Annotated in this window: 19 protein-coding genes; 14 read left to right on the plus strand and 5 right to left on the minus strand. The window is 67.9% G+C overall.

All coding sequences use genetic code 11. The annotated features are described in order from the left end of the window. The first annotated feature begins 6 nt into the window (after positions 1 to 6). From gspF to J2W36_RS14205, 4 genes are all read left to right on the plus strand, one after another. Positions 7 to 1,239: a type II secretion system inner membrane protein GspF gene (gene gspF, locus J2W36_RS14190; RefSeq protein ID WP_307690391.1), complete on the plus strand. Its 1,233-nt coding sequence runs from the start codon at positions 7 to 9 to the stop codon at positions 1,237 to 1,239. Positions 1,240 to 1,351: 112 nt separating this feature from the next. Then, positions 1,352 to 2,260 carry a 5'-nucleotidase gene (locus J2W36_RS14195; RefSeq protein WP_307690392.1) on the plus strand — a complete coding sequence of 303 codons (909 nt, stop codon included), beginning with the start codon at positions 1,352 to 1,354 and terminating at the stop codon, positions 2,258 to 2,260. Positions 2,261 to 2,606: 346 nt separating this feature from the next. Continuing rightward, positions 2,607 to 4,847 (plus strand): phosphocholine-specific phospholipase C, encoded by a 2,241-nt coding sequence (locus J2W36_RS14200; RefSeq protein WP_307690393.1) that lies wholly within the window; start codon positions 2,607 to 2,609, stop codon positions 4,845 to 4,847. A 108-nt stretch (positions 4,848 to 4,955) separates the two neighbouring features. Next, on the plus strand, positions 4,956 to 6,791 hold the full coding sequence (locus J2W36_RS14205; protein WP_307690394.1) for an ABC transporter ATP-binding protein/permease: 1,836 nt from the start codon (positions 4,956 to 4,958) through the stop codon (positions 6,789 to 6,791). 13 nt (positions 6,792 to 6,804) lie between these two features. Here the strand turns inward: J2W36_RS14205 and queC are convergent, their stop codons facing one another. Further along, positions 6,805 to 7,500, minus strand: coding sequence for a 7-cyano-7-deazaguanine synthase QueC (queC, locus tag J2W36_RS14210; RefSeq protein ID WP_307690395.1), 696 nt, complete (start codon positions 7,498 to 7,500; stop codon positions 6,805 to 6,807). 70 nt (positions 7,501 to 7,570) lie between these two features. Here queC and J2W36_RS14215 point away from each other — a divergent pair, with 70 nt between their 5' ends. Continuing rightward, the gene (locus tag J2W36_RS14215) at positions 7,571 to 7,981 is read left to right on the plus strand and encodes a DUF2177 family protein (protein WP_307690396.1); all 411 of its coding nucleotides are present in this window, start codon (positions 7,571 to 7,573) and stop codon (positions 7,979 to 7,981) included. A gap of 16 nt (positions 7,982 to 7,997) precedes the next feature. Here J2W36_RS14215 and J2W36_RS14220 read toward each other — a convergent pair whose 3' ends face one another. Further along, positions 7,998 to 8,468 carry a cyanophycin metabolism-associated DUF1854 family protein gene (locus J2W36_RS14220; RefSeq protein ID WP_307690397.1) on the minus strand — a complete coding sequence of 157 codons (471 nt, stop codon included), beginning with the start codon at positions 8,466 to 8,468 and terminating at the stop codon, positions 7,998 to 8,000. Next, positions 8,468 to 10,750: a cyanophycin metabolism-associated ABC transporter gene (locus tag J2W36_RS14225; protein WP_307690398.1), complete on the minus strand. Its 2,283-nt coding sequence runs from the start codon at positions 10,748 to 10,750 to the stop codon at positions 8,468 to 8,470. The genes J2W36_RS14220 and J2W36_RS14225 overlap by 1 nt, the downstream gene beginning before the upstream one ends. A gap of 38 nt (positions 10,751 to 10,788) precedes the next feature. Here J2W36_RS14225 and J2W36_RS14230 point away from each other — a divergent pair, with 38 nt between their 5' ends. The 3 genes from J2W36_RS14230 (at position 10,789) to J2W36_RS14240 (ending at position 16,221) form a co-directional block, all read left to right on the plus strand. Beyond that, complete coding sequence (locus tag J2W36_RS14230; protein WP_307690399.1) at positions 10,789 to 13,047, plus strand: cyanophycin synthetase; 2,259 nt, start codon at positions 10,789 to 10,791, stop codon at positions 13,045 to 13,047. Between the two features lie 10 nt (positions 13,048 to 13,057). Beyond that, positions 13,058 to 15,625: a cyanophycin synthetase gene (gene cphA, locus J2W36_RS14235; protein ID WP_307690400.1), complete on the plus strand. Its 2,568-nt coding sequence runs from the start codon at positions 13,058 to 13,060 to the stop codon at positions 15,623 to 15,625. A 197-nt stretch (positions 15,626 to 15,822) separates the two neighbouring features. Continuing rightward, the gene (locus J2W36_RS14240) at positions 15,823 to 16,221 is read left to right on the plus strand and encodes a hypothetical protein (RefSeq protein WP_307690401.1); all 399 of its coding nucleotides are present in this window, start codon (positions 15,823 to 15,825) and stop codon (positions 16,219 to 16,221) included. Between the two features lie 36 nt (positions 16,222 to 16,257). Here the strand turns inward: J2W36_RS14240 and J2W36_RS14245 are convergent, their stop codons facing one another. Next, positions 16,258 to 18,507, minus strand: a complete 2,250-nt coding sequence (locus J2W36_RS14245; RefSeq protein ID WP_307690402.1) for an ATP-binding protein — start codon at positions 18,505 to 18,507, stop codon at positions 16,258 to 16,260. Between the two features lie 202 nt (positions 18,508 to 18,709). On the opposite strand from J2W36_RS14245, the gene J2W36_RS14250 reads away from it, so the two are divergent. The 5 genes from J2W36_RS14250 (at position 18,710) to J2W36_RS14270 (ending at position 22,064) form a co-directional block, all read left to right on the plus strand. After that, complete coding sequence (locus J2W36_RS14250) at positions 18,710 to 19,507, plus strand: SDR family oxidoreductase (protein ID WP_307690403.1); 798 nt, start codon at positions 18,710 to 18,712, stop codon at positions 19,505 to 19,507. A gap of 4 nt (positions 19,508 to 19,511) precedes the next feature. Beyond that, positions 19,512 to 20,156 (plus strand): maleylacetoacetate isomerase, encoded by a 645-nt coding sequence (gene maiA, locus J2W36_RS14255; RefSeq protein ID WP_307690404.1) that lies wholly within the window; start codon positions 19,512 to 19,514, stop codon positions 20,154 to 20,156. A gap of 56 nt (positions 20,157 to 20,212) precedes the next feature. Next, positions 20,213 to 20,602 carry a hypothetical protein gene (locus J2W36_RS14260; RefSeq protein ID WP_307690405.1) on the plus strand — a complete coding sequence of 130 codons (390 nt, stop codon included), beginning with the start codon at positions 20,213 to 20,215 and terminating at the stop codon, positions 20,600 to 20,602. A gap of 198 nt (positions 20,603 to 20,800) precedes the next feature. After that, positions 20,801 to 21,496, plus strand: coding sequence for a Bax inhibitor-1/YccA family protein (locus tag J2W36_RS14265; RefSeq protein ID WP_307690406.1), 696 nt, complete (start codon positions 20,801 to 20,803; stop codon positions 21,494 to 21,496). Positions 21,497 to 21,527: 31 nt separating this feature from the next. After that, the gene (locus J2W36_RS14270; protein ID WP_307690407.1) at positions 21,528 to 22,064 is read left to right on the plus strand and encodes an Rrf2 family transcriptional regulator; all 537 of its coding nucleotides are present in this window, start codon (positions 21,528 to 21,530) and stop codon (positions 22,062 to 22,064) included. 46 nt (positions 22,065 to 22,110) lie between these two features. Here the strand turns inward: J2W36_RS14270 and J2W36_RS14275 are convergent, their stop codons facing one another. Further along, positions 22,111 to 22,785: a histidine phosphatase family protein gene (locus J2W36_RS14275; RefSeq protein ID WP_307690408.1), complete on the minus strand. Its 675-nt coding sequence runs from the start codon at positions 22,783 to 22,785 to the stop codon at positions 22,111 to 22,113. A gap of 107 nt (positions 22,786 to 22,892) precedes the next feature. Here J2W36_RS14275 and J2W36_RS14280 point away from each other — a divergent pair, with 107 nt between their 5' ends. Beyond that, positions 22,893 to 23,618 carry an alpha/beta fold hydrolase gene (locus tag J2W36_RS14280; RefSeq protein ID WP_307690409.1) on the plus strand — a complete coding sequence of 242 codons (726 nt, stop codon included), beginning with the start codon at positions 22,893 to 22,895 and terminating at the stop codon, positions 23,616 to 23,618. The last annotated feature ends 27 nt before the right edge of the window (positions 23,619 to 23,645 follow it).

Consider the following 23,645-nt stretch of genomic DNA (forward strand, 5'->3'; position numbering starts at 1 on the left):
ACGTCCATGCCCGCCTATTCCTTCGAAGCCGTCGACGCCCAGGGCGAGCCGCGCAAGGGCGTGCTGGAGGCAGACACCGCACGCAGCGCGCGCGGCATGCTGCGCGCGCAGAACCTCATTCCGCTGGAGGTCACGCTGGTCGGCAGCGCGGTCGGCAATGCGCCCACCAGCAGCCGATGGCGCCGCTCGATCGGGGGCGGCCGTGTCTTCAACTCGACCGGCCTGGCGGTGTGGACGCGCCAGCTGGCCGGCCTGGTGTCGTCGGGCCTGCCGCTCGAACGCGCATTGACGGCGCTGACCGACGAATCGGAAAGCGAACAGCAACGCAACCTCATCGCCTCGCTGCGCGCCGAGGTCAACGGCGGCTCGCCCTTTGCGCGCGCGCTGTCGCAGCATCCGCACGAGTTCTCCGCCATCTACACCGCCGTCATCGGCGCGGGCGAGCAGACCGGCAACCTCGGCCTGGTGCTCGAACGCCTGGCCGACGACCTCGAAGAGCGCCAGGCGTTGCAACAGAAGCTGGTGGGCGCTGCGCTGTATCCGGCCATCGTCACGCTGGTGGCGATCGTGATCGTGATCTTTCTCGTGAGCTACGTGGTGCCGCAGGTGGCCAACGTGTTCGCGGGCACCAAGCGGGCGCTGCCCTTCCTGACGGTGGCCATGCTCGCCATCAGCGACTTCGTGCGCGGCTACGGCTGGTCGATGCTGATCGCCATCGCGCTGGCAGTCGTCGCCATGCGCGCGGCACTCGCGCGCGACGCCTTTCGCGAGAAATTCGACGCGGCCTGGCTGCGGCTGCCGCTGGTCGGCAAGCTCGCGCGCGGCTACAACGCGGCGCGCTTTGCCAGCACGCTGGCGATGCTGGCGACGGCCGGCGTGCCAATCCTGCGCGCGCTGCAGGCGGCCGCCGAGACGCTGGGCAACCGCGCCATGCGCGCCGATGCGCTCGATGCACTGGTGCTGGTGCGCGAAGGCGCGCCACTGGCCTCGGCACTGGCGCAGAAAAAACGCTTTCCGGGCATCGTCTCGATGTTTGCGCGTCTGGGCGAACAGACCGGCACGCTGCCGCTGATGCTGCAGCGTGCGTCCAACCAGCTGGGCGCCGAAGTGCAACGCCGCGCCATGCACCTGGCGACCATCCTCGAGCCGCTGCTGATCGTGGCCATGGGCGGGGTGGTGATGCTGATCGTGCTGGCGGTGCTCATGCCGATCATCCAGCTCAACCAGTTTGTCAAATGAAGCACACCCCCAGTCTTCGCGCACTGCGTGTCGCTTCGCCAACCCCCTTGCAGGGGGCAACGCCAACGGCCCGGCAGAGCCGGTTCGGTGGCGTTCCTGGAAGGAGGTGCGCGTGGCCGTAACGTTGGACGATAAGCTGGTGGTCGCGATCTCGTCGCGGGCGCTGTTCAACCTCGAGGAGGAGAACCAGCTCTTCGAATCGGGCGACCCCGAGGCCTACATGCGGCTTCAGCTCGAGCGGCTGGACGTCCCCGCACAGCCCGGCATTGCCTATTCGCTGGTGCAGAAGCTGCTGCGCTTCAACGACGACGGTGTGCAGCGCGTCGAGGTGGTGATCCTGTCGCGCAACGACCCGGTGTCGGGCATGCGCATCTTCCGCTCCAGCGTGTCGGCCGGCATCAAGCTGCAGCGTGGTGTGTTCACGCAAGGCCGGGCGCCGTTCGGTTATCTGCGGCCGCTGCGGGCCCACCTGTTCCTGTCGGCCAATGCCGAAGATGTGCGCGAGGCACTCGGCGCTGGCTTTCCAGCGGCACGCGTGCTGGTCGAATCGGTGAAGGCGAGCGACGCCTTCCCGAACGAAGTGCGCATCGCTTTCGACGGCGACGCCGTGCTGTTCAGCGACGAGGCCGAGCGCGTGTTCCAGGCCGAGGGACTCGACGCCTTCCAGGCGCACGAGCTGAGCAAGGCCGCGCTGCCGCTGCCCGAAGGGCCGTTCAAGCCGCTGCTGTCGGCCTTGCATCGGTTGCAGCTCGCGGGCAATGCGTCGATGCGCATCCGCACCGCCCTGGTTACCGCACGCAGCGCACCGGCCCATGAGCGTGCGATCCGAACGCTCATGAACTGGAACATCCGGGTCGACGAAGCGATGTTCCTCGGGGGCCTGCCCAAAGGCGAGTTCCTGCGCGAATTCGAGCCCGACTTCTTCTTCGACGACCAGACAGGCCATGTCGACGCAGCGGCGCGCCACGTGCCGTCAGGCCATGTGTCCAGCGGCATCAGTAACGTCCGTAACCCACGCTGACACTTCTGCAAGGGATGCGCGCCGTGAGTTCACGACGTTGTCACCCAAAGGTTCTAGCCTCACGGTTCTCCCCACGGAACCCAGCACATGAACCACGATGCGCCTTCTCGTCTCTTACCGATGCGCCTTGCGCGCGTCGCGACGCTCACGGCTTTGCTAACACTCGCCGGTGCGCTGAGCGCCTGCGGCGGCAGCAGCGACGGTGGCGGCAACGCCAACAACGCCCCCACCACCCCCACCCCCACGACCCCGTCCACAACGACGCCCCCCGCCACAGCAGCCCAGCCCGTGATGCGCTGCGCCCCTTGAGCACGGCCCCCACGTCCCCCCGCAAGCGCCCCACACCATGACCTCACGACGCACCTTCCTGCGCGGCACCGCTTCCGCCGGCATCGCCGCCGCCACGCTCGCAGCCTTTCCGCCGGCCATCCGCCGCGCCCTCGCCATTCCAGCCAACAACGCCACAGGCACGATCAAGGACGTCGAGCACATCGTCATCCTGATGCAGGAAAACCGGTCCTTCGACCACTACTTCGGCACCTTGATGGGCGTGCGGGGCTTCGGCGACCGCTTCACGATTCCGCTGCCGGCCGGCCTCTCCGTCTGGCAGCAGAGCGATGCAAAGGGCGCCCTGGTGTTGCCCTATCACCTCGACGGCAGCAAAGGCAACGCGCAACGCGCCAGCGGCACGCCGCACACCTGGGTCGACACGCACAACGCCTGGGACGGCGGCCGCATGAACCAGTGGCCGCGTTACAAGAACGCCGCTTCGATGGGGTACTTCCAGGAGGCAGAGCTGCCATTCCAGTACGCGCTGGCCAATGCCTTCACCGTGTGCGACGACTACCACTGCGCCATGCACACCGGCACCCATGCCAACCGCTCGTTCCACTGGACCGGCACCAACGGCCCGACGGGCGCCAACGTGGCCTACGTGAACAACGTCAACGCCTGGTCGTCGACCGGCCCCTCCACGGCAGGCTACGAGTGGAAGACGTATGCCGAGCGCCTGCAGGACGCCAAGGTCAGCTGGATGGTCTACCAGAACATCCCGAACAACTACGGCTGCAATCCGCTGATGGGTTTCAAGACCTTCCGCAAGGCCAACGAGCTCTCGGCCAAACCCGTGAACACGGCGCTGCCCCAGGGCGCCTCGCCCGCCTACGCGCCGGGCGACGATGCCGGCAATCCGCTCTACAAGGGCATTGCCAACACCCTGCCGGTGGCCGACCAGGCCGCTTTCGATGCGGGCGCCATCTTCGACGCGTTTCGCGCCGACGTGAAAGCCGGCCGCCTGCCCCAGGTGTCGTGGATCATTCCGACGGACGTGAACTCCGAGCACCCTGGCCCGTCGAGCCCGGTGCAGGGCGCTTGGTACGTCCAGCAGGTGCTCGACGCCCTCACCGCCGTGCCAGAGGTCTGGAGCAAGACGGTGTTCATCGTGAACTTCGACGAAAACGACGGTTACTTCGACCACGTGCCTTCGCCGTCGGCCCCCTCGCCGCTGGCGCCGCTTCCCAATGCCGACAAGCAGTTCGCGGGCAAGACCACCTTGTCCGATGCGGACATGAGCTTCGAATACTTCACGCACCCCGTGCCGCCGGGCATGCCCGTGGCGCAGCCGGCGCCCGACGGCAACGTCTACGGGCCCGGCCAGCGCGTGCCGATGTACGTGATCTCGCCCTGGAGCCGCGGCGGCTGGGTCAATTCCCAGGTGTTCGACCACACCTCGGTGCTGCGCTTCATCGAGGCACGCTTTGGTGTCGCCGAACTCAACATCAGTCCGTTTCGCCGCGCGGTCTGCGGCGACCTCACCAGCGCCTTCAACTTCGCCACGCCCAACGCCCAGGACCTGCCCACGCTGAGCGGCCGAAAGAGCAAAGCCGAAGCCGACAAGCTGCGCGCCGACCAGCAGGCGCTGCCGCAGATCGTGCCACCGGCCAGTGCGCAGCTGCCGCGTCAGGCTACAGGCACACGTCCCTCGCGCGCCCTGCCCTACGAGCTGCATGCCAGCGCCAAGACCGACGCGGTCAATGGCCGCGTCCAGCTTGTGTTTGCCAACACCGGCGCGCAGGCCGCCGTGTTCCACGTCTACGACAGGCTCAACCTCGACCGCCTGCCGCGCCGCTACATGGTGGAAGCCGGCAAGACGCTCGACGACAGCTGGAACGCGACGACCGACAACGCCGGCCTGTACGACCTCTGGGTGCTGGGACCGAACGGCTTTCACCGCCACTTCAAGGGCGACCTGAACACCCTGCGCGTGGCCGACGCGGCCAACCCCGAGGTGCGCGTGTGCTACGACATTGCCAACGGAAACGTCTACCTGCGCATGACGAACGCGGGCAAGAAGAGCGCCAACTTCACCGTTCGCGCCAAGGCCTACCGCAACGACGGCCCATGGACCGCGCCTGTGGCTGGCGGCGCCACGGTGGAGCAGCATTGGGAACTCGCCGACAGCGGCCAGTGGTACGACTTCGCCGTGACCTGCGATGCCGACCCGGTGTACTACCGGCGCTTCGCCGGCCGCGTGGAGACCGGCCAGCACTCGGTGAGCGACCCGGCCATGGGGCTGGGCGACCTGTGATGCCCGAACGCCAGGGCGCGCGCTTAAGCCGAGCCTAAGGATCGGGCCGCGTGCGCGGCTAGCATGGGCCATCGCGCCGTTGTGGCGCACCACGATGACGGTCCCACGATGTCCCTGCCCGACACCGCGCAGCGCGCGCCCTTTCTCGCCACCTTGCGGCGCATCGGCCGCCTGGCCTGGCCTTACTTCCAGTCCGAGGAAAAATGGAAAGCGCGCGGCCTGCTGGCGGCCATCGTCGCGCTCAACCTGGGCGTGGTGTTCATGCTGGTCCAGATCAACGAATGGAACCGAACGTTCTATGACGCCCTGCAGAACAAGCAGCTCGACGCGTTCTGGCAGCAGATCGGGCGCTTCACCTGGCTGGCGCTGGTCTACATCGTCATCGCGGTCTACAAGTTCTACCTGACCCAGGTCCTCCAGTTGCGCTGGCGCAGCTGGCTGACCGACCACTACCTGGCGCGCTGGCTTGCGAACAAGGCCTTCTACCGCATGGAACTCGCGCGCTTCACGGGCGACGCGGCCCAGGTGCCCGACAACCCCGACCAACGCATTCAGGAAGACCTCAACATCTTCACCGACTCCACCGTGACGCTGGGCATGGGCGTGTTCAATGCGGTGGTCACGCTGCTGAGTTTCGTGGGCATCCTGTGGACGCTGAGCGGGCCGCTGAGTTTCCACGCGCCCGCCTTCCTGGGCGGCGGCGAATGGACCATTGCGGGCTACATGGTCTGGGCGGCGGTGCTCTATTGCGTGGTCGGCAGCGTCATCGCCCATTTCATCGGGCGTCGGCAGGTGGGGCTGAACTTTCGCCAGCAATGGCTGGAAGCCAACTTCCGCCATCACATGGTGCGCATCCGCGAATACAGCGAAGCCATTGCGCTGGACGGCGGCGAGGCCGTCGAACGCCGCCAGCTCGACACCCGCTTCACCGCGGTCATGGGCAACTACCTGCGCCTGATCCGCAGCCAGAAGAACCTGACCTGGTTCAACAGCTTCTTCGGCCAGGCGGCCATCATCTTCCCGATGATCGTCGCGTCACCGCGCTACTTCAGCGGCGCGATCCAGCTGGGCCAGCTGATGCAGATCAGCTCGGCCTTCGGCCAGGTGCAGAGTTCCCTGGGCTGGCTGGTGGACAACTACATGGGCATCGCCGTGTGGAAGGCCACAAGCGACCGGCTGGCAGGCTTCGAGGAAAGCCTCGGCCAGCAGTCGCGACCGAATGAAGACTTCAGTGCCACCCACGAAGCCGGCGGCATCGCCGCGTCGCAACTCCACGTTGCCCTGCCGGACGGGCACACCCTGCTGGCAGACGGACGACTGCATGTCGCGCCCGGCGAAACGGTGCTGGTGACCGGCCCATCCGGCAGCGGCAAGTCGAGTCTTTTTCGCGCACTGTCAGGGATCTGGCCCCATGCGCGCGGGCAGGTGAACCTGCCCGCAGACACCATGTTCATCCCACAGCGCCCCTACTTCCCCGACGGTCCCTTGCGCGACGCGCTGGCCTACCCGCAAGCGGCCACGCACTACAGCGACGAGGCCCTGCAGCAAGCCCTGCGCAACGCCTTGCTGCCCCAACTGGCCACGCAGCTCGACCGGGCCGACGCCTGGGGCCAGAAACTCTCGGGGGGCGAGCAACAGCGCCTGTCGATCGCCCGTGCCTTGCTCAAGCGACCCGCCTGGATCCTCGCCGACGAGGCGACCAGCGCGCTGGACGAGGCAGCCGAGGCCACGTTGTACGCCCGCCTGGTCGCGCAGGTCCGGCAGGCCGGTGGCGGCATCGTGTCGATCGCGCATCGCTCGACGCTCGGACCCTTCCATCGCCAGCGCTGGACGCTGACACCAACGTCCGACGGCGGCAGCGCCAGCCACCACCTCGACACGGCCACGGCAGATGCGCCCGATCGCACGCCCGGCGCTACCCCCACGATGGGAACAAAGGCGTAACTCCCCTGGCGCATCAGGCTCCCTTGTAGCGCTCCCATCCAGCCTGCCGCAGCGCACAGGCCGGGCAACTGCCGCAGCCGTAGCCCCAGGCATGGCGGTGCACGCGATCGCCCAGGTAGCAGGTGTGGGTGTGCTCGACGATCATGTCGACCAGCGCATCGCCGCCCAGGCGGTGCGCCATGGCCCAGGTCTGCGCCTTGTCGATCCACATGAGCGGCGTCTCGATGACCAGCCGACGGTCCAGGCCGAGCGACAGCGCCAGCTGCATCGCCTTCATCGTGTCGTCGCGGCAGTCGGGGTAGCCGGAATAGTCGGTCTCGCAAACGCCAGTGACGATGACCTGCAGGCCACGCCGGTAGGCCAGCGCGCCGGCGAGCGTGAGAAACAGCAGGTTGCGCCCGGGCACGAAGGTGTTGGGCAGACCATCGGCCTGCATCGCAAAGGCCACCTCCTGCGTGAGCGACGAGCCGCCGAGCTGAGACAGCGCATCGACGTTGAGCAGGTGATCCTCGCCCAGGCGTGAAGCCCACTGCGGAAAGCGCTCGCACAAGGCCTCGCGCACGGTGTGGCGCACGTCCATCTCGATGCGGTGGCGCTGGCCGTACTCGAAGCCGAGCGTCTCGACGCGCTCGAAGCGGCTGAGGGCGTCGGCCAGGCAGGTGGTGGAATCCTGGCCGCCGGAAAAGAGGACGAGGGCGGTGGTGTGCATGAAAGAAACTCCTGTCGGACAAGGGCGCAAGTTTCGCAGCAACCCACGCGCGGCGAATACGATCCTTCGCATGACGACCAAACACCTCGTGGCCTGGGCCGCCACCTTCCTCGTGATGATCGTGATCGACCTGCTCTGGCTGGGTGTGATCGCGAAGAACCTCTATGCCCAGGCCATGGGCGACCTCATGGCGCAGCAGCCGCGCCTGGGCATCGCTGCGCTCTTCTACCTGATGTACCCGATAGGCCTGGTGATCTTCGCCGTGCTGCCTGGCGTGGACGCCGGCAGCGTCGCGCGCGCTGGCGTGCTCGGCGCGCTGTTCGGCCTGTTCGCCTATGCCACGTACGACCTGACGAACCTGGCGGTGGTGCGCAACTGGCCCGTCGCACTGTCGTTCATCGATATCGCGTGGGGCACCTTGGTGAGTGCCGTGTCGGCGGGGGCCGGCGCTGCGGTCGTGCGGTGGTTCGTGGCCCGGTAGCTGCGTCAGCCCTTTTTTAGAGGAAGCGCTCGAGCAGCCTGCGCGATGCGCGGTCGAGCACCTTCGGGTCGGGCACGCGGAACTGCACGCCATGCGCGCTGGTGATCAGCAACGCCCCGCCCTCCAGGCGCCGGATGTCCTCCTCGGCCTTGAGCACGAAGCTCACGTCGCCACGGTCGGTGCTCACACGCCAGGTGCTCGGCACGCCGAAGCTTGACACGGCGTGCAACCGTTGCAGCGTTGGCGCGAAATCGCGCACCGCCAGTTCCGCGTCGAGCAAGGCGCGTTGAGCCGGCGCCAGCGCGTCCATGCGGTCGATCCAGATGCGCTCGCGGCCATCGCTGCCCAGCAGGGACACGCCCACGTCGGGCGCCGTCAGCGGAAACGCCCGCACCGGTACGACGCCTGGATGGCGCTCCCCCTGTGCGTCGATCAACACCAGCTGGCCGAAGGCATCGCGTTCGAGTTCGAATACCGGCGCGTTCATCAGGCTTCTCCGGCCGGATGGGCGGCATGGTTGCTCAGGGCGACGGCCACGCCGAGGCGTTCGGTCGCCATCGATCCCGCGGTCGGATCGTCATCGACCTGCCGCAGTTGCGCCTGGTAGAGCCGCCAGTACGCGCCCTCCTTGGCCATCAGCGCATCGTGCGGGCCGACCTCGACGATCTCGCCGCGGTCCATCACGACCAGGCGATCGGCCTTGCGCAGCGTCGACAGGCGGTGCGCGATGGCGATGGTGGTGCGGCCCTTCACGAGGTTGTCCAACGCCTTCTGGATTTCCTTTTCGGTCTCGGTGTCGACGGCGGACGTGGCCTCGTCGAGGATCAGGATGCGTGGGTCGATCAGCAGTGCGCGCGCGATGCTGATGCGCTGGCGCTCGCCACCAGACAGCCCCTGCCCGCGCTCGCCGACCAGCGAGTCGTAGCCATGCGCGAGCCGCAGGATGAAGTCGTGTGCATGCGCAGCGCGCGCGGCGGCGACGATCTCCTCGCGGGTCGCATCCGGCTTGCCGTAGGCGATGTTCTGCGCGATGGTGCCGAAGAACAGGAAGGGCTCCTGCAGCACGAGCCCGACGTGACGCCGGTAATCGGCCACCGCGAAGCGCCGGATGTCGGTGCCGTCCACGAGGATCGCACCGTCGGTCACGTCATAGAAGCGGCAGATCAGGTTGACCAGCGTGCTCTTGCCCGAGCCGCTGTGGCCGACCAGGCCGATCATCTCGCCCGGCTCGATGGCCAGGTCCAGGTCGCGGATGACGGCGCGCGAGCCGTAACGAAAGCCCACGTCCTTCATCACGATGCGGCCCGTCACGCGATCCACCTTCACCGGGTTCGCAGGCTCGGGCACGTTGCTCACATGGTCGAGGATGTCGAAGATGCGCTTGGCGCCAGCCGCGGCCTTCTGCGTGACCGACACGATGCGGCTCATCGAATCGAGCCGCGTGTAGAAGCGGCCGATGTAGGCGATGAAGGCCGTCAGCACGCCGACCGTGATGCGCCCGCGCGCCACCTGCCAGATGCCGAAGCCCCACACCACCAGCAGGCCGATCTCGGTGAGCAGTGACACGCTGGGCGTGAAGAGCGACCAGGTCTTGTTGAGCTTGTCGTTGACCTGCAGGTTGTATGCGTTGGCAGCGTGGAAGCGGTCGGCCTCGCGCTTTTCCTGCGCGAAGGCCTTGACCACGCGGATGCCGGGGATGGTGTCGGCCAGCACGTTGGTGACCTCGCTCCACACGCGGTCGATCTTCTCGAAGCCGGTGCGCAGGCGGTCGCGCACCACGTGGATCATCCAGGCGATGAACGGGAGCGGCACCAGCGTGACGACCGCCAGCAGCGGGTTGATCGACACCAGGATCACCGCGGTCATCACGATCATCAGCACGTCGGTGAGGAAGTCGAGCGCGTGCAGCGAGAGGAAGACGTTGATGCGGTCGGTCTCGGAGCCGATGCGCGACATCAGGTCGCCGGTGCGCTTGCCGCCGAAGTAGTCGAGCGGCAGCGTCAGGAGGTGCTCATACGTCGTGGTGCGCAGGTCGGCGCCGATGCGCTCGGACACCAGCGCCAGCAAATAGGTGCGCGCCCAGCCCAGCCCCCAGCCCGTGAGCGCAGCCGCCAGCAGCGCGGCGAGGAACAGCACGACCTTGCCGACCGGGATCTGCTGGCCGTTCTGGAACGGGATCAGGATGTCGTCCATCAGCGGGATCGTCAGGTACGGCGGCACCAGCGTGGCGGCGGTCGAGGCCAGCGTGAGCAGGAAACCCGCGATGAGCTGCTTGCGGTAAGGCCGGGCAAAGCGGCCCAGGCGAAGCAGCACCCAGGTCGAGGGCGGCGGCGCATCCGGCTCGGCCGCGCGCGGATCGTCGGGCTCGGCCAAGGCAGTGGGTGTCATGCGGCTTTGCAGCTGGGCAAAGCGCTTGATCAACTGCAGCGCCGCGGCCTGTTGGGCCAGCGTGTAGCGCCAGCGCGCGCGATTGCCATCGGGGCCGACCAGGTCGAGCGTGCCGACGCCGGCGTGGTCGCCGGCTTGCAGTTCGAGCGGTTCCGGTGCAAGCTGGCCGACCGGCCATTCCCGCCAGCGGCCGTCTGTTTCGCGGGCCAGCAGACGCCGGTCGGTGAGCGCCAGCAGGCCGGTGGCAAACCGAAGTTCCCCGTCGAGGTCAACCGAGAGGGTTGCCAGAACGTTTTCGGCGGCTGTGAGCCGGCTTTTCAGGGCGGCCGAAGTCGCCTCTCCTGCGCCCTCCCGGGCATCGACTGGATCGTGATGTTGCATTGTGTTTTTTTGGCCCTCGCCTCGACCCTAACGTTTCCATGACCCGTTTCGACGACATCCAGCTCCTGCGCATCAATTATCTGCGTGGCCCCAACCTCTGGACCTACCGCCCGGTGCTGGAAGTCTGGCTCGACCTCGGCCGGCTCGAAGACTACCCCTCGCAGCGCATCCCGGGCTTCACCGAGAGGCTGACCGCCCTTCTTCCCGCGCTGATCGAGCACCACTGCGGCGTGGGCGAGCGCGGCGGCTTCATCCAGCGCCTGACCGAAGGCACCTGGGCCGGGCACATCCTGGAGCACGTGGTCATCGAGCTGCTGAACCTGGCGGGCATGCCCACCGGCTTCGGCCAGACCCGCAGCACGTCCCGGCACGGCGTCTACCGCATGGTGTTCCGCGCGCGCGACGAACAGGTCGCTCGCGTCGCCCTGGCCGAAGGCCACCGCCTGCTGATGGCCGCGGTCAACGGCGACGCGTTCGACGCAGCCGACGTGCAACGTGCAGTCGATGCGGTCAAGGGCATGGTCGAAGACTGCTACCTCGGCCCGAGCACGGCCTGCATCGTCGGCGCCGCCACCGACCGTGGCATTCCGCACATACGCCTGAACGCGGGCAACCTGGTGCAACTGGGCTACGGCGCGCGGCAGCAACGCATCTGGACGGCCGAAACCGACCACACCAGCGCCATCGGTGAATCGATCGCCAGCGACAAGGAACTCACCAAGTCGCTGCTGCAGAGCTGCGGCGTACCGGTGCCCGAAGGCCAGGTGGTCGCCAGCCCCGAGGAAGCCTGGGAAGCCGCCGAGGACATCGGCCTGCCGGTGGTGGTGAAACCGTCGGACGCCAACCATGGCCGCGGCGTGTCGCTCGAACTGGGCACACGCGAGGAGGTGATGGCTGCCTTCGCCGTGGCCGAGCCCGAAGGCAGCGACGTGATGGTCGAGCGCTTCGTGCGCGGCAGCGAGCACCGCTTGCTGGTGGTCGGCGGCCAGGTGGTGGCCGCCGCGCGCGGTGAGGTCATCACCGTGACCGGCGACGGCAGCGCGACGGTCGCGCAGCTCATCGACAGCCAGCTCAACAGCGACCCGCGGCGCGGCGCCGAAGAGGAATACCCGCTCGACCTGATCGTGCCGGCCACCGACGCCAAGCTGCAGCTCGAACTCCAGCGCCAGGACCTGCACAGCGACGCGGTGCCGGCAGCCGGGCGTGTGGTCACGATCCAGCGCAACGGCAATCTGGGCGTGGACTGCACCGATCTCGTCCATCCCGAGGTCGCACATGCGGCCGTGCTCGCCGCGCGCGTGGTGGGCCTGGACATCGCCGGCATCGACCTGGTCGCGCAGGACATCAGCCGGCCGCTGGCCGCCCAGCGCGGCGCCATCGTCGAGGTCAATGCAGGCCCCGGCCTGTTGATGCACCTGAAGCCGGCGGTCGGCTCGCCGCGTCCGGTGGGCCGCGCCATCTGCGACCACCTGTTTCCCGAGCCCGAGGCGGGGGAACTGGCTGGGCGCATCCCGATCGTCGGCGTGGCCGGCACCCAGGACACCGCGGTGCTCGCACGGCTGGTGGCCTGGCTGATCGGCCTGGGCGGGCGCCACACCGGCCTGGCCTGCCGCGACGGCCTGTTCCTCGAACGCCGCCGTGTGGATGCGCGCGACAGCGCCCATTGGGAAGCCGCGCACCGCCTGCTGGTCAACCGCGCCGTGCAGGCGGTGGTCATCGAGAACGGCGCCGAAACCATCCTGCGCAGCGGCCTGGCCTACGACCGCTGCACCGTGGGCATCGTGACCGATCTGGAGGGCGCCGAGGCGCTCGCGGAGTTCGACGTCACCGAGAGCGACCAGATGGTCAAGGTGCTGCGCACGCAGGTCGACGTGGTGCTGGCCGAAGGCACGGCCGTGCTGAACGCGGCGGACCCGCGCGTGGCCGGCCTCGCGCCGCTGTGCGACGGCAGCGTGATCCTGTACGCATCCGATCCAAAGGCCGTCGCCCTGGGCGCCCACCAGGCCGCTGGCGGCAAGGCGGTGCTGGTGCGCCAGGACCGGGTGGTGCTGGCCAATGGCACCAGCGAATCCTTCCTGCCCGGCCTGGGACGTCTCACGGTGTGGCGCGCCACACACGCCGGCGTGACGCTCGACGTGCTGCTCGCCGCCGTGGCAGCCAGCTGGGCGCTGAACATCCCGCTGAACCTGATCGGTGCCGGCGCTGAGGCGTTCGAGGCGGACCTGCAGTCGGCCCTGGCGTCGCTTCAGCTGTCGCAAAGCGCGCCGTCCCTTTCTTCACAACAACAATCAGCCTGAGCGCCGCGCCATGGAAGTCACCCGCATCCGCGCCTTGCGCGGCCCCAATCTCTGGAGCCGCCATACCTCGATCGAGGCCATCGTCGCCTGCACCGGCGCGGAGAACGCCGTCGAACAGCTCACCGGCTTCGAGACCCGGTTGCGCGCCCTGTTTCCCACGATCGGCGAGCTGCACCCGATGGTGCTGGGCCAGCCGCTGGCGCTCGCCCACGTGCTGGAGAACGCCTCGCTCGCACTGCAGTCGCAGGCTGGCTGCCAGGTGGTGTTCGGCCACACCACGCGCACGGTGGAGGCCGGCGTGTACCAGGTCGCCGTGCAGTACAGCGAGGAGGCCGTGGGCCGCCGTGCCGTGGCGCTGGCCGAAGCGCTCATTCACGCCGCACTCACCGGTGGCAGTTTCGATGCACAGGGCGCCATTGCAGAGCTGCGCGACCTCGACGAGTCCGAGCGCCTGGGCCCGAGCACTGGCGCGATCGTCGACGCCGGGGTGGCACGCGGCATTCCGTACCGCCGCCTGACACGCGGCAGCCTGGTGCAGTTCGGCTGGGGTTCCAAGCAGCGGCGCATCCAGGCCGCCGAAATCGACAGCACCAGCGGCGTAGCCGAATCGATCGCACAGGACAAGGAGCTGACCAAGCAACTGCTCAATGCCGCCGGCGTGCCGGTGCCGCTGGGCCGACCGGTAACCAGTGCCGACGACGGCTGGGCCGCCGCCCAGGAGATCGGCCTGCCGGTGGTGGTCAAGCCGCAGGACGGCAACCAGGGCAAGGGCGTGACGGTGAACATCGTTTCGCGCGAACAACTGGCCGCCGCCTACGAATCCGCCGCTGCCTATGGCGAGGTGATGGTCGAGAAATTCCTGCCCGGCTTCGACTACCGCCTGCTGGTGGTGGGCGACCGGCTGGTGGCCGCCGCGCGGCGCGACCCGCCCCAGGTCATCGGCGACGGGCACGCGACGGTGCGCCAGCTGGTGGACACCGTCAACCTCGACCCGCGCCGCGGCGAAGGGCACGCCACCTCGCTGACCAAGATCCGGCTCGACGACATCGCCATCGGGCGGCTCGACGCGCAGGGCCTCACGCCAGACAGCGTGCCTGCCCTCGGCCAGCGCGTGGTGCTGCGCAACAACGCCAACCTGTCGACCGGCGGCAGCGCCACCGACGTGACCGACACCGTACACCCTGAAGTGGCGGCGCGCGCGGTCGATGCCGCCCAGATGGTCGGCCTGCACATCTGCGGCGTCGACATGGTCTGCGAGAACGTGCTGCAGCCGCTCGAGGAGCAACACGGCGGGGTGGTCGAGGTCAATGCCGCGCCCGGCCTGCGCATGCACATCTCGCCGTCCTTCGGACGCGGTCGCGCCGTGGGCGAGGCCGTCATGGACACGCTCTATGCGCCCGGCGACGACGGCCGCATTCCGGTGGTGGCCGTCACCGGCACCAACGGCAAGACCACGACGGCACGGCTGATCAACCACCTCCTCGCCTCCAGCGGCCTGCGCACCGGCATGACCAACACGGACGGCGTGTGGGTCGACGGCCGCCAGACGGACAGTGGCGACTGCAGTGGCCCCAAGAGTGCGCGCAACGTGCTGTTGCATCCCGAAGTGGACGCGGCCGTGTTCGAGGTCGCGCGCGGTGGCGTGCTGCGCGAAGGCCTGGGTTTCGACCGCTGCCAGGTGGCGGTGGTGACCAACATCGGCAGCGGCGATCACCTGGGCCTGAACTACATCACCACGGTGGAGGACCTCTCCGTGCTCAAGCGCGTGATCGTGCGCAACGTGGCGCCCGACGGCGTGGCGGTGCTCAACGCCGCCGACCCCAACGTGGCCGCAATGGCCGCCTGCTGCCCCGGCGGCGTGATCTTCTTCACCGCCGACCGCCAGCACGCGGTCATGGCCACGCATCGCGCGCAAGGCAAGCGCACCGTGTATGTCGATCAGGACACGCTGATCGCGGCCGAAGGCTCGTGGCGCGAGCGCATCCCGTTGCGCGACGTGCCGATCACGCGCAACGGAACCCTGCCCTTCCAGGTCGAGAACGTGATGGCCGCGGTCGCCGCCGCCTGGGCCGTGGGACTCGACTGGGACACCATTCGCAGCGGCCTGTCCAGCTTCAAGAACGACGCGGCGGGCGTGCCGGGGCGCTTCAACATGATGGAATACCGAGGCGCCACCGTGATCGCCGACTACGGCCACAACACCGATGCCATGAAGGCGCTGGTGGCAGCCGTGGACACCCTGCCGGCCAGGACGCGTTCGGTGGTCATCAGCGGCGCGGGCGACCGACGCGACAGCGACATCCGAGACCAGACGCAGATTCTGGGAGAAGCCTTCGACGACGTGCTGCTCTACCAGGACGCAGCGCAGCGCGGTCGTGCAGACGGCGAGGTGATGGCATTGCTGCGCCAGGGCCTGCAGGGCGCCCGGCGCACGCGCCATATCGAGGAAATCCGGGGCGAGTTCGTCGCCATCGACGCCGCACTGGCACGCCTGCAGCCAGGCGACCTGTCGCTGATCCTGGTCGATCAGGTGGAAGAGGCGCTGGCGCACCTGGCGCGCCGCATCGCCGAACGCTGAGCCGCTGACGGCAACCACTGCCCCGTGACCGTGCCCGGCTCGCTGCCGGACACATCCCACAGACATCGTCGTTGAATCGCGGGCGATTCAGGCGGTCGTCCCACAGCGGGATGCCCTGGCCACATTGCACACTGCGACTCCGGCGGTCACGTTCACCTCACCAGTGGGAACGCCCGTCATTCCACAGGAGAGAACACATGATTCGAGCGCTTCGCCCTTCCCTCATCGCCGCCGTGCTGCTTGCCGCAGGTACCTTGGCCAGTGCCCAGAGTGCGCCGGGGCACCATGCCAAGGCGCAGAGGGAGCGTGCCGTCTGCGATGGCGTGCAGCAAGACCGTGCGGCCTGCCTGCGCGAAGCCGGTGCAGCCCAGCAGGAGGCACGCCGCGGTGGCCTGACCAACGCAGCACCGACGACGTACGAACAGAACGCGCTGGCACGCTGCCGCAGCCAGCCCGCGCCCGACCGCGCCGATTGCGAAGCGCGTATCACGGGCAAGGGGGCCGGCCGCACGTTCCAGGAGGGAAGCGTGATGGGCGGTGGCGTGATCCGGGAAACCGTCACGCCCATCCCAGCGCCACCTGCACCACGTCCCTGATCAGGGCTGGTCGCGGGGCCTGGGTCCCGCCGCGCTTCAGTCGCCCGACAACACCACACGCTGCGGGAAGCAGGCGCGGAAAACGACCTGTCCGTCCTCATGGCTGTAGACCAATGTACCGTCATGGCCGACGGCGATGGCCTGGGCGATGTGCAGGCCCAGCCCCAGCCCGGTCTTGTTGCGCACGTTGGTCGTAGCCTGTCGTTTGAAGGCGCTGTACAGGTTGGGCAGGAGGTCCGCTGCGATGGGCTCCGCGGTGTTTCGCACCTCGAAGCACACCGTGTCCGCATCCACACTCAACTTCAAGTCGATGGGCAGCCCAGTCTGACCGTGGTGCCGCGCATTGCTGACCAGGTTGGAAAACAACTGTGCAATGCGATCACCATCGACCAGGGCGTGCAGGCTTGCTGGCGCGTCATGGCGCACGATGACGCCGGGATAGGCCACGCGGACCTCGTCGAGCAGGTCATCGAGCAATCGGACGAGCTCGGTGTCGACACGGTCCATGGTCAGGCCCGCATGGGTCTGCAGGCGCGCCGCATCCAGGACCTGACCGATCAAGCGCGACATACGGGTGCTCGACGACTGAATACGTTGGCCGAGCCGGTTGCCGTTCTCGCTGCCACCATGTTCAAGCACACGCGCCGCCATGGAAATCGACTGCAGCGGATCGCGCAGGTCATGGCCCAGCATGGCCAGCAACTGGGTACGGGCGCGGTGGACCTCGGCGATGCGCGCCGCACCGGCCCTCGCCAACTCGTCACGAAGCTGCCGCGCGAACTCGACCTGCGGCGCCGTCCAGGGAACGGCGGTGCCGCTGACCACCTCTTTCCACACATCGAAGGAACCCCGTGGCGTGAGCCGAGGACCGAGTGGTCCGCTGGTGTATTCCTTGTCGGGCTTGCCGCCCCAGCGGATGGTTTCGATCTGCTCCTTGCGTGCGAGTACCAGCCAGCCGTGGGCCGCGTCGTCAAAGCGCAGCGCCAGCAGGCCGCACCAGATGCCGCAGGCTGCAACCAGGTCGGACGGCAGGTCGCTCAGCGAATTCATCACAAGCACCGCATCGCGCCTGTCCGTGCGCGATGCGAGCCATTGGGCTAGCCGCATGCCGATGTCGCGCGGCAGCGTGCCGTGCACATGCAACTTGGCTTCCTGCGCGACGACCACGGCGTCGGCTTCGAAGGCCTCGCCGAGCGCGGCGGACATCGCTACCAACGTGGGCACCGGATCGTCGTCATGGAGCGCACCTTCGATCAGCCGAGCGCGCAACTGCGCCGCGTCGGCAGCCCGTTGCGCAAGCGCGCGTGCCTGCAGGCTCTGGACGTTGGCTGCCAGCACCTGCGCGAGCACGTCGCACGCCATGCGCGCTGAATACGTCACTTGCAGGGGCGTGCGGTGGTGGCAGGCCAGCATGCCCCACAACCGGCCATTGACCACGATCGAAATGCTCATCGACGCGCCCACGCCCATGTTGCGCAGGTACTCGATGTGGATCGGCGACACGCTGCGCAGCACGGCGTGGCTCATGTCCAGGGGCAGCAGCGCCGCATTGGCGGCGATCACATCCACCGGCACGGCCTGGACGTCGGCGATCAGACGCAGCGTGTTGATGACGTAGAGCCGGCGTGCCTGTGCCGGGATGTCGCTGGCCGGATAGCGCCGCCCGATGAAGGGCTCGAGCGCCTCGTGGCGGTCTTCGGCCACCACGTCGCCGCTGTCGTCGTGGCGAAAGCGATAGGCCATCACGCGATCGAAGCCAGTGAGCTGGCGCACCGCGCCCACGGCCATCACCAGCAACGCATCGATCGAATTCTGCCGCTTGAGCTTGTCCATGGCACGGTGTGCCTTGAGCGCGAAGCCGGCGACTTCGTCGCTGGCGACGGGTCGCTGCTCGAATTCCGCGATGACCACGCCTGCGTACCCATGAACGATGAGGTCGAAGCGCCGACCGCCCAAACGGACTTCCGCGGTTCCGCCCGAGTCGCCACCCTCCGTGCCATGGCCTTCGAGCGCCTCCTGCAGCAGCGCGTGCACCTCGGCGTGGCCGTCGAAATGCAGGCTCGAGAGCGTGTCACCCGGCGCGGGGACCGCATGCCCCAGCAACGCAGGCGCATTGGCGCTGACGTGGGTGACCACGCCCTGCGCGTCGAAAGCCAGCAGGGCGCCGTGGGGCTGGATCAGACCCGGAATGTGAATCGGTTCCCGATCGCAGTTGTCCAAGGTGACGGCGGGCGACGCGGGGATCACTGGGCTGGCGATCGGTTTCGGGGTGTCAGCAGCGGTCAACAAAGCCATCCATGCAGCACGAACTCCAGGCAAGTCGGAAGCGACGGCCGATGGGGCGAATCATAAAGGCGTTGAGCCGGTCGAATCATGTCCTGGGACGTGGCATGAACGCCAGCAGGGCCTCTCGTGCAATGCTTCAATGGCGGTGGCAGCGCTGCCTGTTCGCAGCCTTCTACACGCATCTATACGAAGAAAGTAAACCATGGACCTCCAACTCGACGGCCTCCACGTGCTCATCACAGGCGGCAGCAAGGGCATCGGCCTGGCGTGTGCCGCCGTGTTCCTGCAGGAGGGCGCGCGCGTGAGCCTGGTGGCGCGCGATCCAGACGCGTTGGCCCAGGCGGCCCGAACGCTGGCGCGCGCCCCCGGCGTCGATGCAGCGCATATCGGCGTGCATGCGGCCGACCTCAAGCAACCCGCGGCTGCGCAGGCCGCACTCGATGCGGCAGAGCAGGTGTTCGGTCCGGTCGACGTGCTGGTGAATTCGGCCGGTGCCGCACGCCGCACCGCCCCCGCGGCATTGGACGCGCAGGCCTGGCACGAGGCCATGGACGCCAAGTACTTCACCTACATCCACATGCTGGACCCGGTGGTCAAGCGCATGGGTGCGCGCGGACGCGGCGCGGTGGTCAATGTGGTGGGCGCCGGCGGCAAGGTGGCCAGCCCGATCCACATGCCCGGCGGCGCGGCCAATGCGGCGCTGATGCTGGTGAGCGCCGGCATGGCGGCGGCCTACGGCCCGCAGGGCGTGCGGGTGAACGCGGTCAACCCGGGCCTCACGCTGACGACCCGGCTGCAGGAGGGCATGGCCGCCGACGCAGCGCTGCAGGGCATCGACACGGCGCAGGCGTTGGAGCGCGCAACCGCGCGGCTGCCGCTCGGACGCATCGCCGATCCAGAGGAAATCGCCCATGCCGTCGTGTTCCTCGCCTCGGCGCGGGCGAGCTACATCACGGGCGCCATCCTGGCGATGGACGGTGCGGTTACGCCTATGATTTGATGGCATGGAACTCCACAACTACTTTCGAAGCTCGGCTTCGTACCGTGTGCGCATCGCGCTGGCCTACAAGGGGCTGTCGTACGACTACGTGCCGGTGCATCTGGTGCGTGATGGCGGCGCGCAGCACAGTGAAGATTACAAGGCGCTCAACCCCGAAGCCCTGGTGCCGGCGTTGGTGGACGACGGCAAGGTCATCACACAGTCGCTGGCGATGCTGGAGTATCTGGAGGAGCGCCATCCGACGCCCGCACTGCTTCCTGCCGACCCGGCCGACCGGGCCTGGGTGCGGGCTCTGTCCGATCTGGTCGCCTGCGAAATCCATCCGATCAACAACCTGCGCGTGCTCCAGTACCTGGAGAAGACGCTGGGGGTGACACCAGCGCAGAAGATGGCATGGATCCACCACTGGATCCTTCTGGGCTTCGCCTCGCTCGAGGCACACCTCGCACGCGACCCGCGCACCGGCAGCTGCTGCGTGGGCGATACACCGAGCTTTGCCGACCTGTGCCTGGTGCCGCAAGTCTTCAACGCCCGCCGTTTCAACGTCCCGCTGGACGACTTCCCGACGCTGGTGCGCATCGATGCGCACCTGCAGCAACTCGACGCCTTCCGTGCGGCAGCCCCAGGCGCACAACCCGACGCGGAATAGGCTATCGCCACCCGCCTACATGGCCCTTTGGGCAAAACGGGTAAAATGAAGATCAAATGCCCCGCTGGCTCATCGCTTCCATTCTTGCCATCATGCTGTCCTGCTACAGCTTTGGCGCACTCGCGCAGGCGGTGCCGGGCGTGCATCCGCACGGCCCGCAGCAGGGAACGGCGCAGATGCAGGCCGAGGCGCTGGTGTCTTTGGTCTCTTCCCAGCAAGACCCGCAAGACGACGAACCCCAGCCCCTGAGCGACAAGATCGACGTGGCCACCGCCGCCCATGGCGAAACCGGCTACGACCATGCCGAGGCCTTCGACGGCCTGCAACGCCTGCGTGGACCGCAGCGCCTCTCAGAGCCGCCGGCCAGGCCGTTGCCGACGGTCGCGCCCACGCCGCTGCTCGAGCGGCCCAAGCGCCCTCCCCGCCTCGCGCTCCTCAGCGCGTAGGCGTCTCGCAAGGCGGTTGGCAAGGGTCCGGACCCACCGGTATCCGGCCACCGACTGACGAAGCCCACGACCCGACGCCCGCCAGCCGCATGCGGCTGCGCCGAGGCCTTCGCACATCCCATGTTCCGGCGCATCCGGCGGCACCGCCGCCATTGCATCGGTCCCCGTCAGACATACCCCGTTTCCAAGAGGAATCCCATGAACAACATGCAACCCATCTACACCGGTTTCGACACACCGGTCGCCTCCGTCGAGGAACGCAATCGCGTCCTTCGCAACACCTACTGGCTGCTCGCGCTGTCCATGGTGCCCACCGTCCTGGGTGCCTGGGTCGGCGTGGCCACGGGCATCACGCGTGCCATGTCGCCGGGCATCGGCCTGGTGGTCTTCCTGGTCGGCGCCTTCGGCTTCATGTACGCCATCGAAAAAACCAAGGACTCGGCGGCCGGCGTGCCGGTGCTGCTCGCTTTCACCTTCTTCATGGGCCTGATGCTGTCGCGCCTGGTCGGAACGGTGCTGGGCCTTGCCAATGGCGCCAGCCTGATCATGACGGCGTTTGCCGGCACGGGCGCGATCTTCCTGGGCATGGCCTCGCTGTCGTCCGTGATCAAGCGCGACCTGACGTCGATGGGCAAGTTCCTGTTCATCGGCGCCATCCTGCTGCTGGTGGCCGGCGTGGCCAACTTCTTCATCCAGTCGAGCGCGCTGATGATGACGCTGTCGGTGGCTGCCATCGGTATCTTCTCGGCCTTCATCCTGCACGACCTCAAGCGTGTGAAGGACGGCCATGAAACCAACTACATCACCGCCACGCTGGGCGTGTACCTCAGCCTCTACAACGTGTTCCAGTCGCTGCTCGCCCTGCTGGGCATCGCCGGCGGCCGCGACGAGTAAGCGCACAGACACACAACAGAAAGAATCATCCATGCGACTCACCACCAAAGGCCGCTTTGCGGTCACTGCCATGATCGACGTGGCGCTGCACGGGCGTTCGGGTCCGGTGACCCTCTCGGCCATCAGCCAGCGCCAGCACATCTCCATGTCTTACCTGGAGCAGCTTTTCGGCAAGCTGCGCCGCCACAAGCTGGTCGAGTCGACCCGCGGCCCCGGCGGCGGCTACTCGCTGGCGCGCAAGACAGAGGCCATCTCGGTCGCTGACATCGTGCTGTCGATCGAAGATCCGGTCGACGAAGCCGCCCGCCAGCAGAGCGCCGACGAGGCCGCCCCTGCCGGCCGGTATGCGACCGAGGAGCTCTGGGCTTCGGTCAACCTGCGCGCCGTCGAATTTCTCGATTCGGTCACGCTCAAGAGTCTGGTCGACGACCAGATCGCCAAGGGCGTGCAGGTCGAGACCAAGCCGGCGCCCCGCCGCCTGTTCAACCGCCCGGCGCCCAAGCCGATGCGCGTGAACGCGCCGAATTCGGTGTTCGCGCTGGGCATGCACGCACTGGCCAAGCGCTGAGCCTCGAAAGCCCGTGCCGCCACGCGGCCTGCACGGGTCGAGGGGCCTACTTGCGCAGGTGGCGTGACTGGTCGTACGACGGCTGGGGCGGCATGTCCGCCAGATGCCGCGTGTCGGCCCAGTCGAGGATGTCGATGGTCGACGGATCCGCCGGATCGGCGATGCGGATCCGGTTGAAGCCGGCATTGGGAATGTCGCTTTGGCGTGGCCCGTGCAGGCCCAGCCCCTGCGCGGTGCGCCACACCATGTCGAGCGCGCCACCGTGCGTGACGACCATGATCCGGCGCCCTGCATGCGCCATGGCGATACGGCCCAGCGCCTCCAGAATGCGCGCATGGAACTGCCGCGCCGATTCCCCCTCGGGCATGCCCTTGTCCTCGTGGAATTCGAGCCAGTCTTCCCAGGCCCGCGGATGCAGGGCCTGGATCTCTTCAGCGCGCATGCCCTCGACCACACCGAAATTCTGCTCGCGCAGCGCGGCCTGTGTGATCGGCAAGAGCGACAACTGCTGGGCCGCGGGCGCCGCCGTCTGCTGGGTGCGCAGCAGGTCACTGCAGAACAGCACATCGACCGCCTCGCCGGCCATCCGCAGGCCCAGCCGGCGTGCCTGCTCATGGCCGGTGTCGTTGAGGGGCACGTCGATGTGACCCTGGAAGCGCAGTTCGCGGTTCCAGTCAGTCTCGCCGTGGCGAATCAGGATGAGGTCGGTGGGTGTGGGCATGGATGTTCACCATTGTCCGCGGTCCGGCGCCTGCGGCGTCGATGTCCCAGCAGCATGGCCGGACACACAGGTCCGAATTCACGCAGAGTTCACGCAGAATCGAGGCCATGACCCGTTCCGCTCCTCGCCTCATCCTGCTTCCCGGCCTCGCCTGCGACGCGCGTTTGTGGCAACCCCAGCTCGCCGCCCTGCCCGCCGACTTGCAGGTGCATATTGCCGACGTGCACACCCGGGCGGCCCGCATCGAGGACATGGCTGCCCTCCTGCTCGCCGAGCAGGAGGGCCCGCTGATCCTCTGCGGCGCGTCGATGGGTGGCATGGTCGCGATGGAAGCGGCGCGACAGGCGCCGTCGCGCATCGCCGGACTGGCGCTGTTGGGCACCAATGCACAGCCGGAGACCGAGGCGCTCTACCAGCTGCGCGAATCGGCGATCGCGGTTTTCGAGCGCGGCGAAGCACGCAGCCTGATCGAGCTCAACGCGGGCTTCGCGTTCCATCCGTTGCAGGCGGCCGACCCGGTGCTCGTCAAGCGCTACGTCGACATGGTGCTCGATGCAGGCGTCGAATCGCTGGTGCGCCAGAACCGCGCGGTCATGGTCCGGCCCGATGCGCGCACGCACCTGCCCGCGCTGCGTTGCCCGGTGCTCGTGCTGTGCGGGGACGGCGACCGCATCTGCCCCCCGGAGGCTTCGAGGGAGCTGGCCGCCCTCATTCCACAAGCCGAACTGGTGTGGGTGAGCGACTGCGGCCATATGCTGACCATGGAAAAACCCGAGGCGGTGAATGCAACGCTCAACGGATGGCTGGCACAGGTGCGGGCTGCGCTCGGCTGAGCGCGTCGCTACCCACTCAGGTGGCGC

This window comes from Variovorax ginsengisoli, assembly GCF_030811835.1.
Lineage (GTDB): Bacteria > Pseudomonadota > Gammaproteobacteria > Burkholderiales > Burkholderiaceae_C > Variovorax > Variovorax ginsengisoli_C.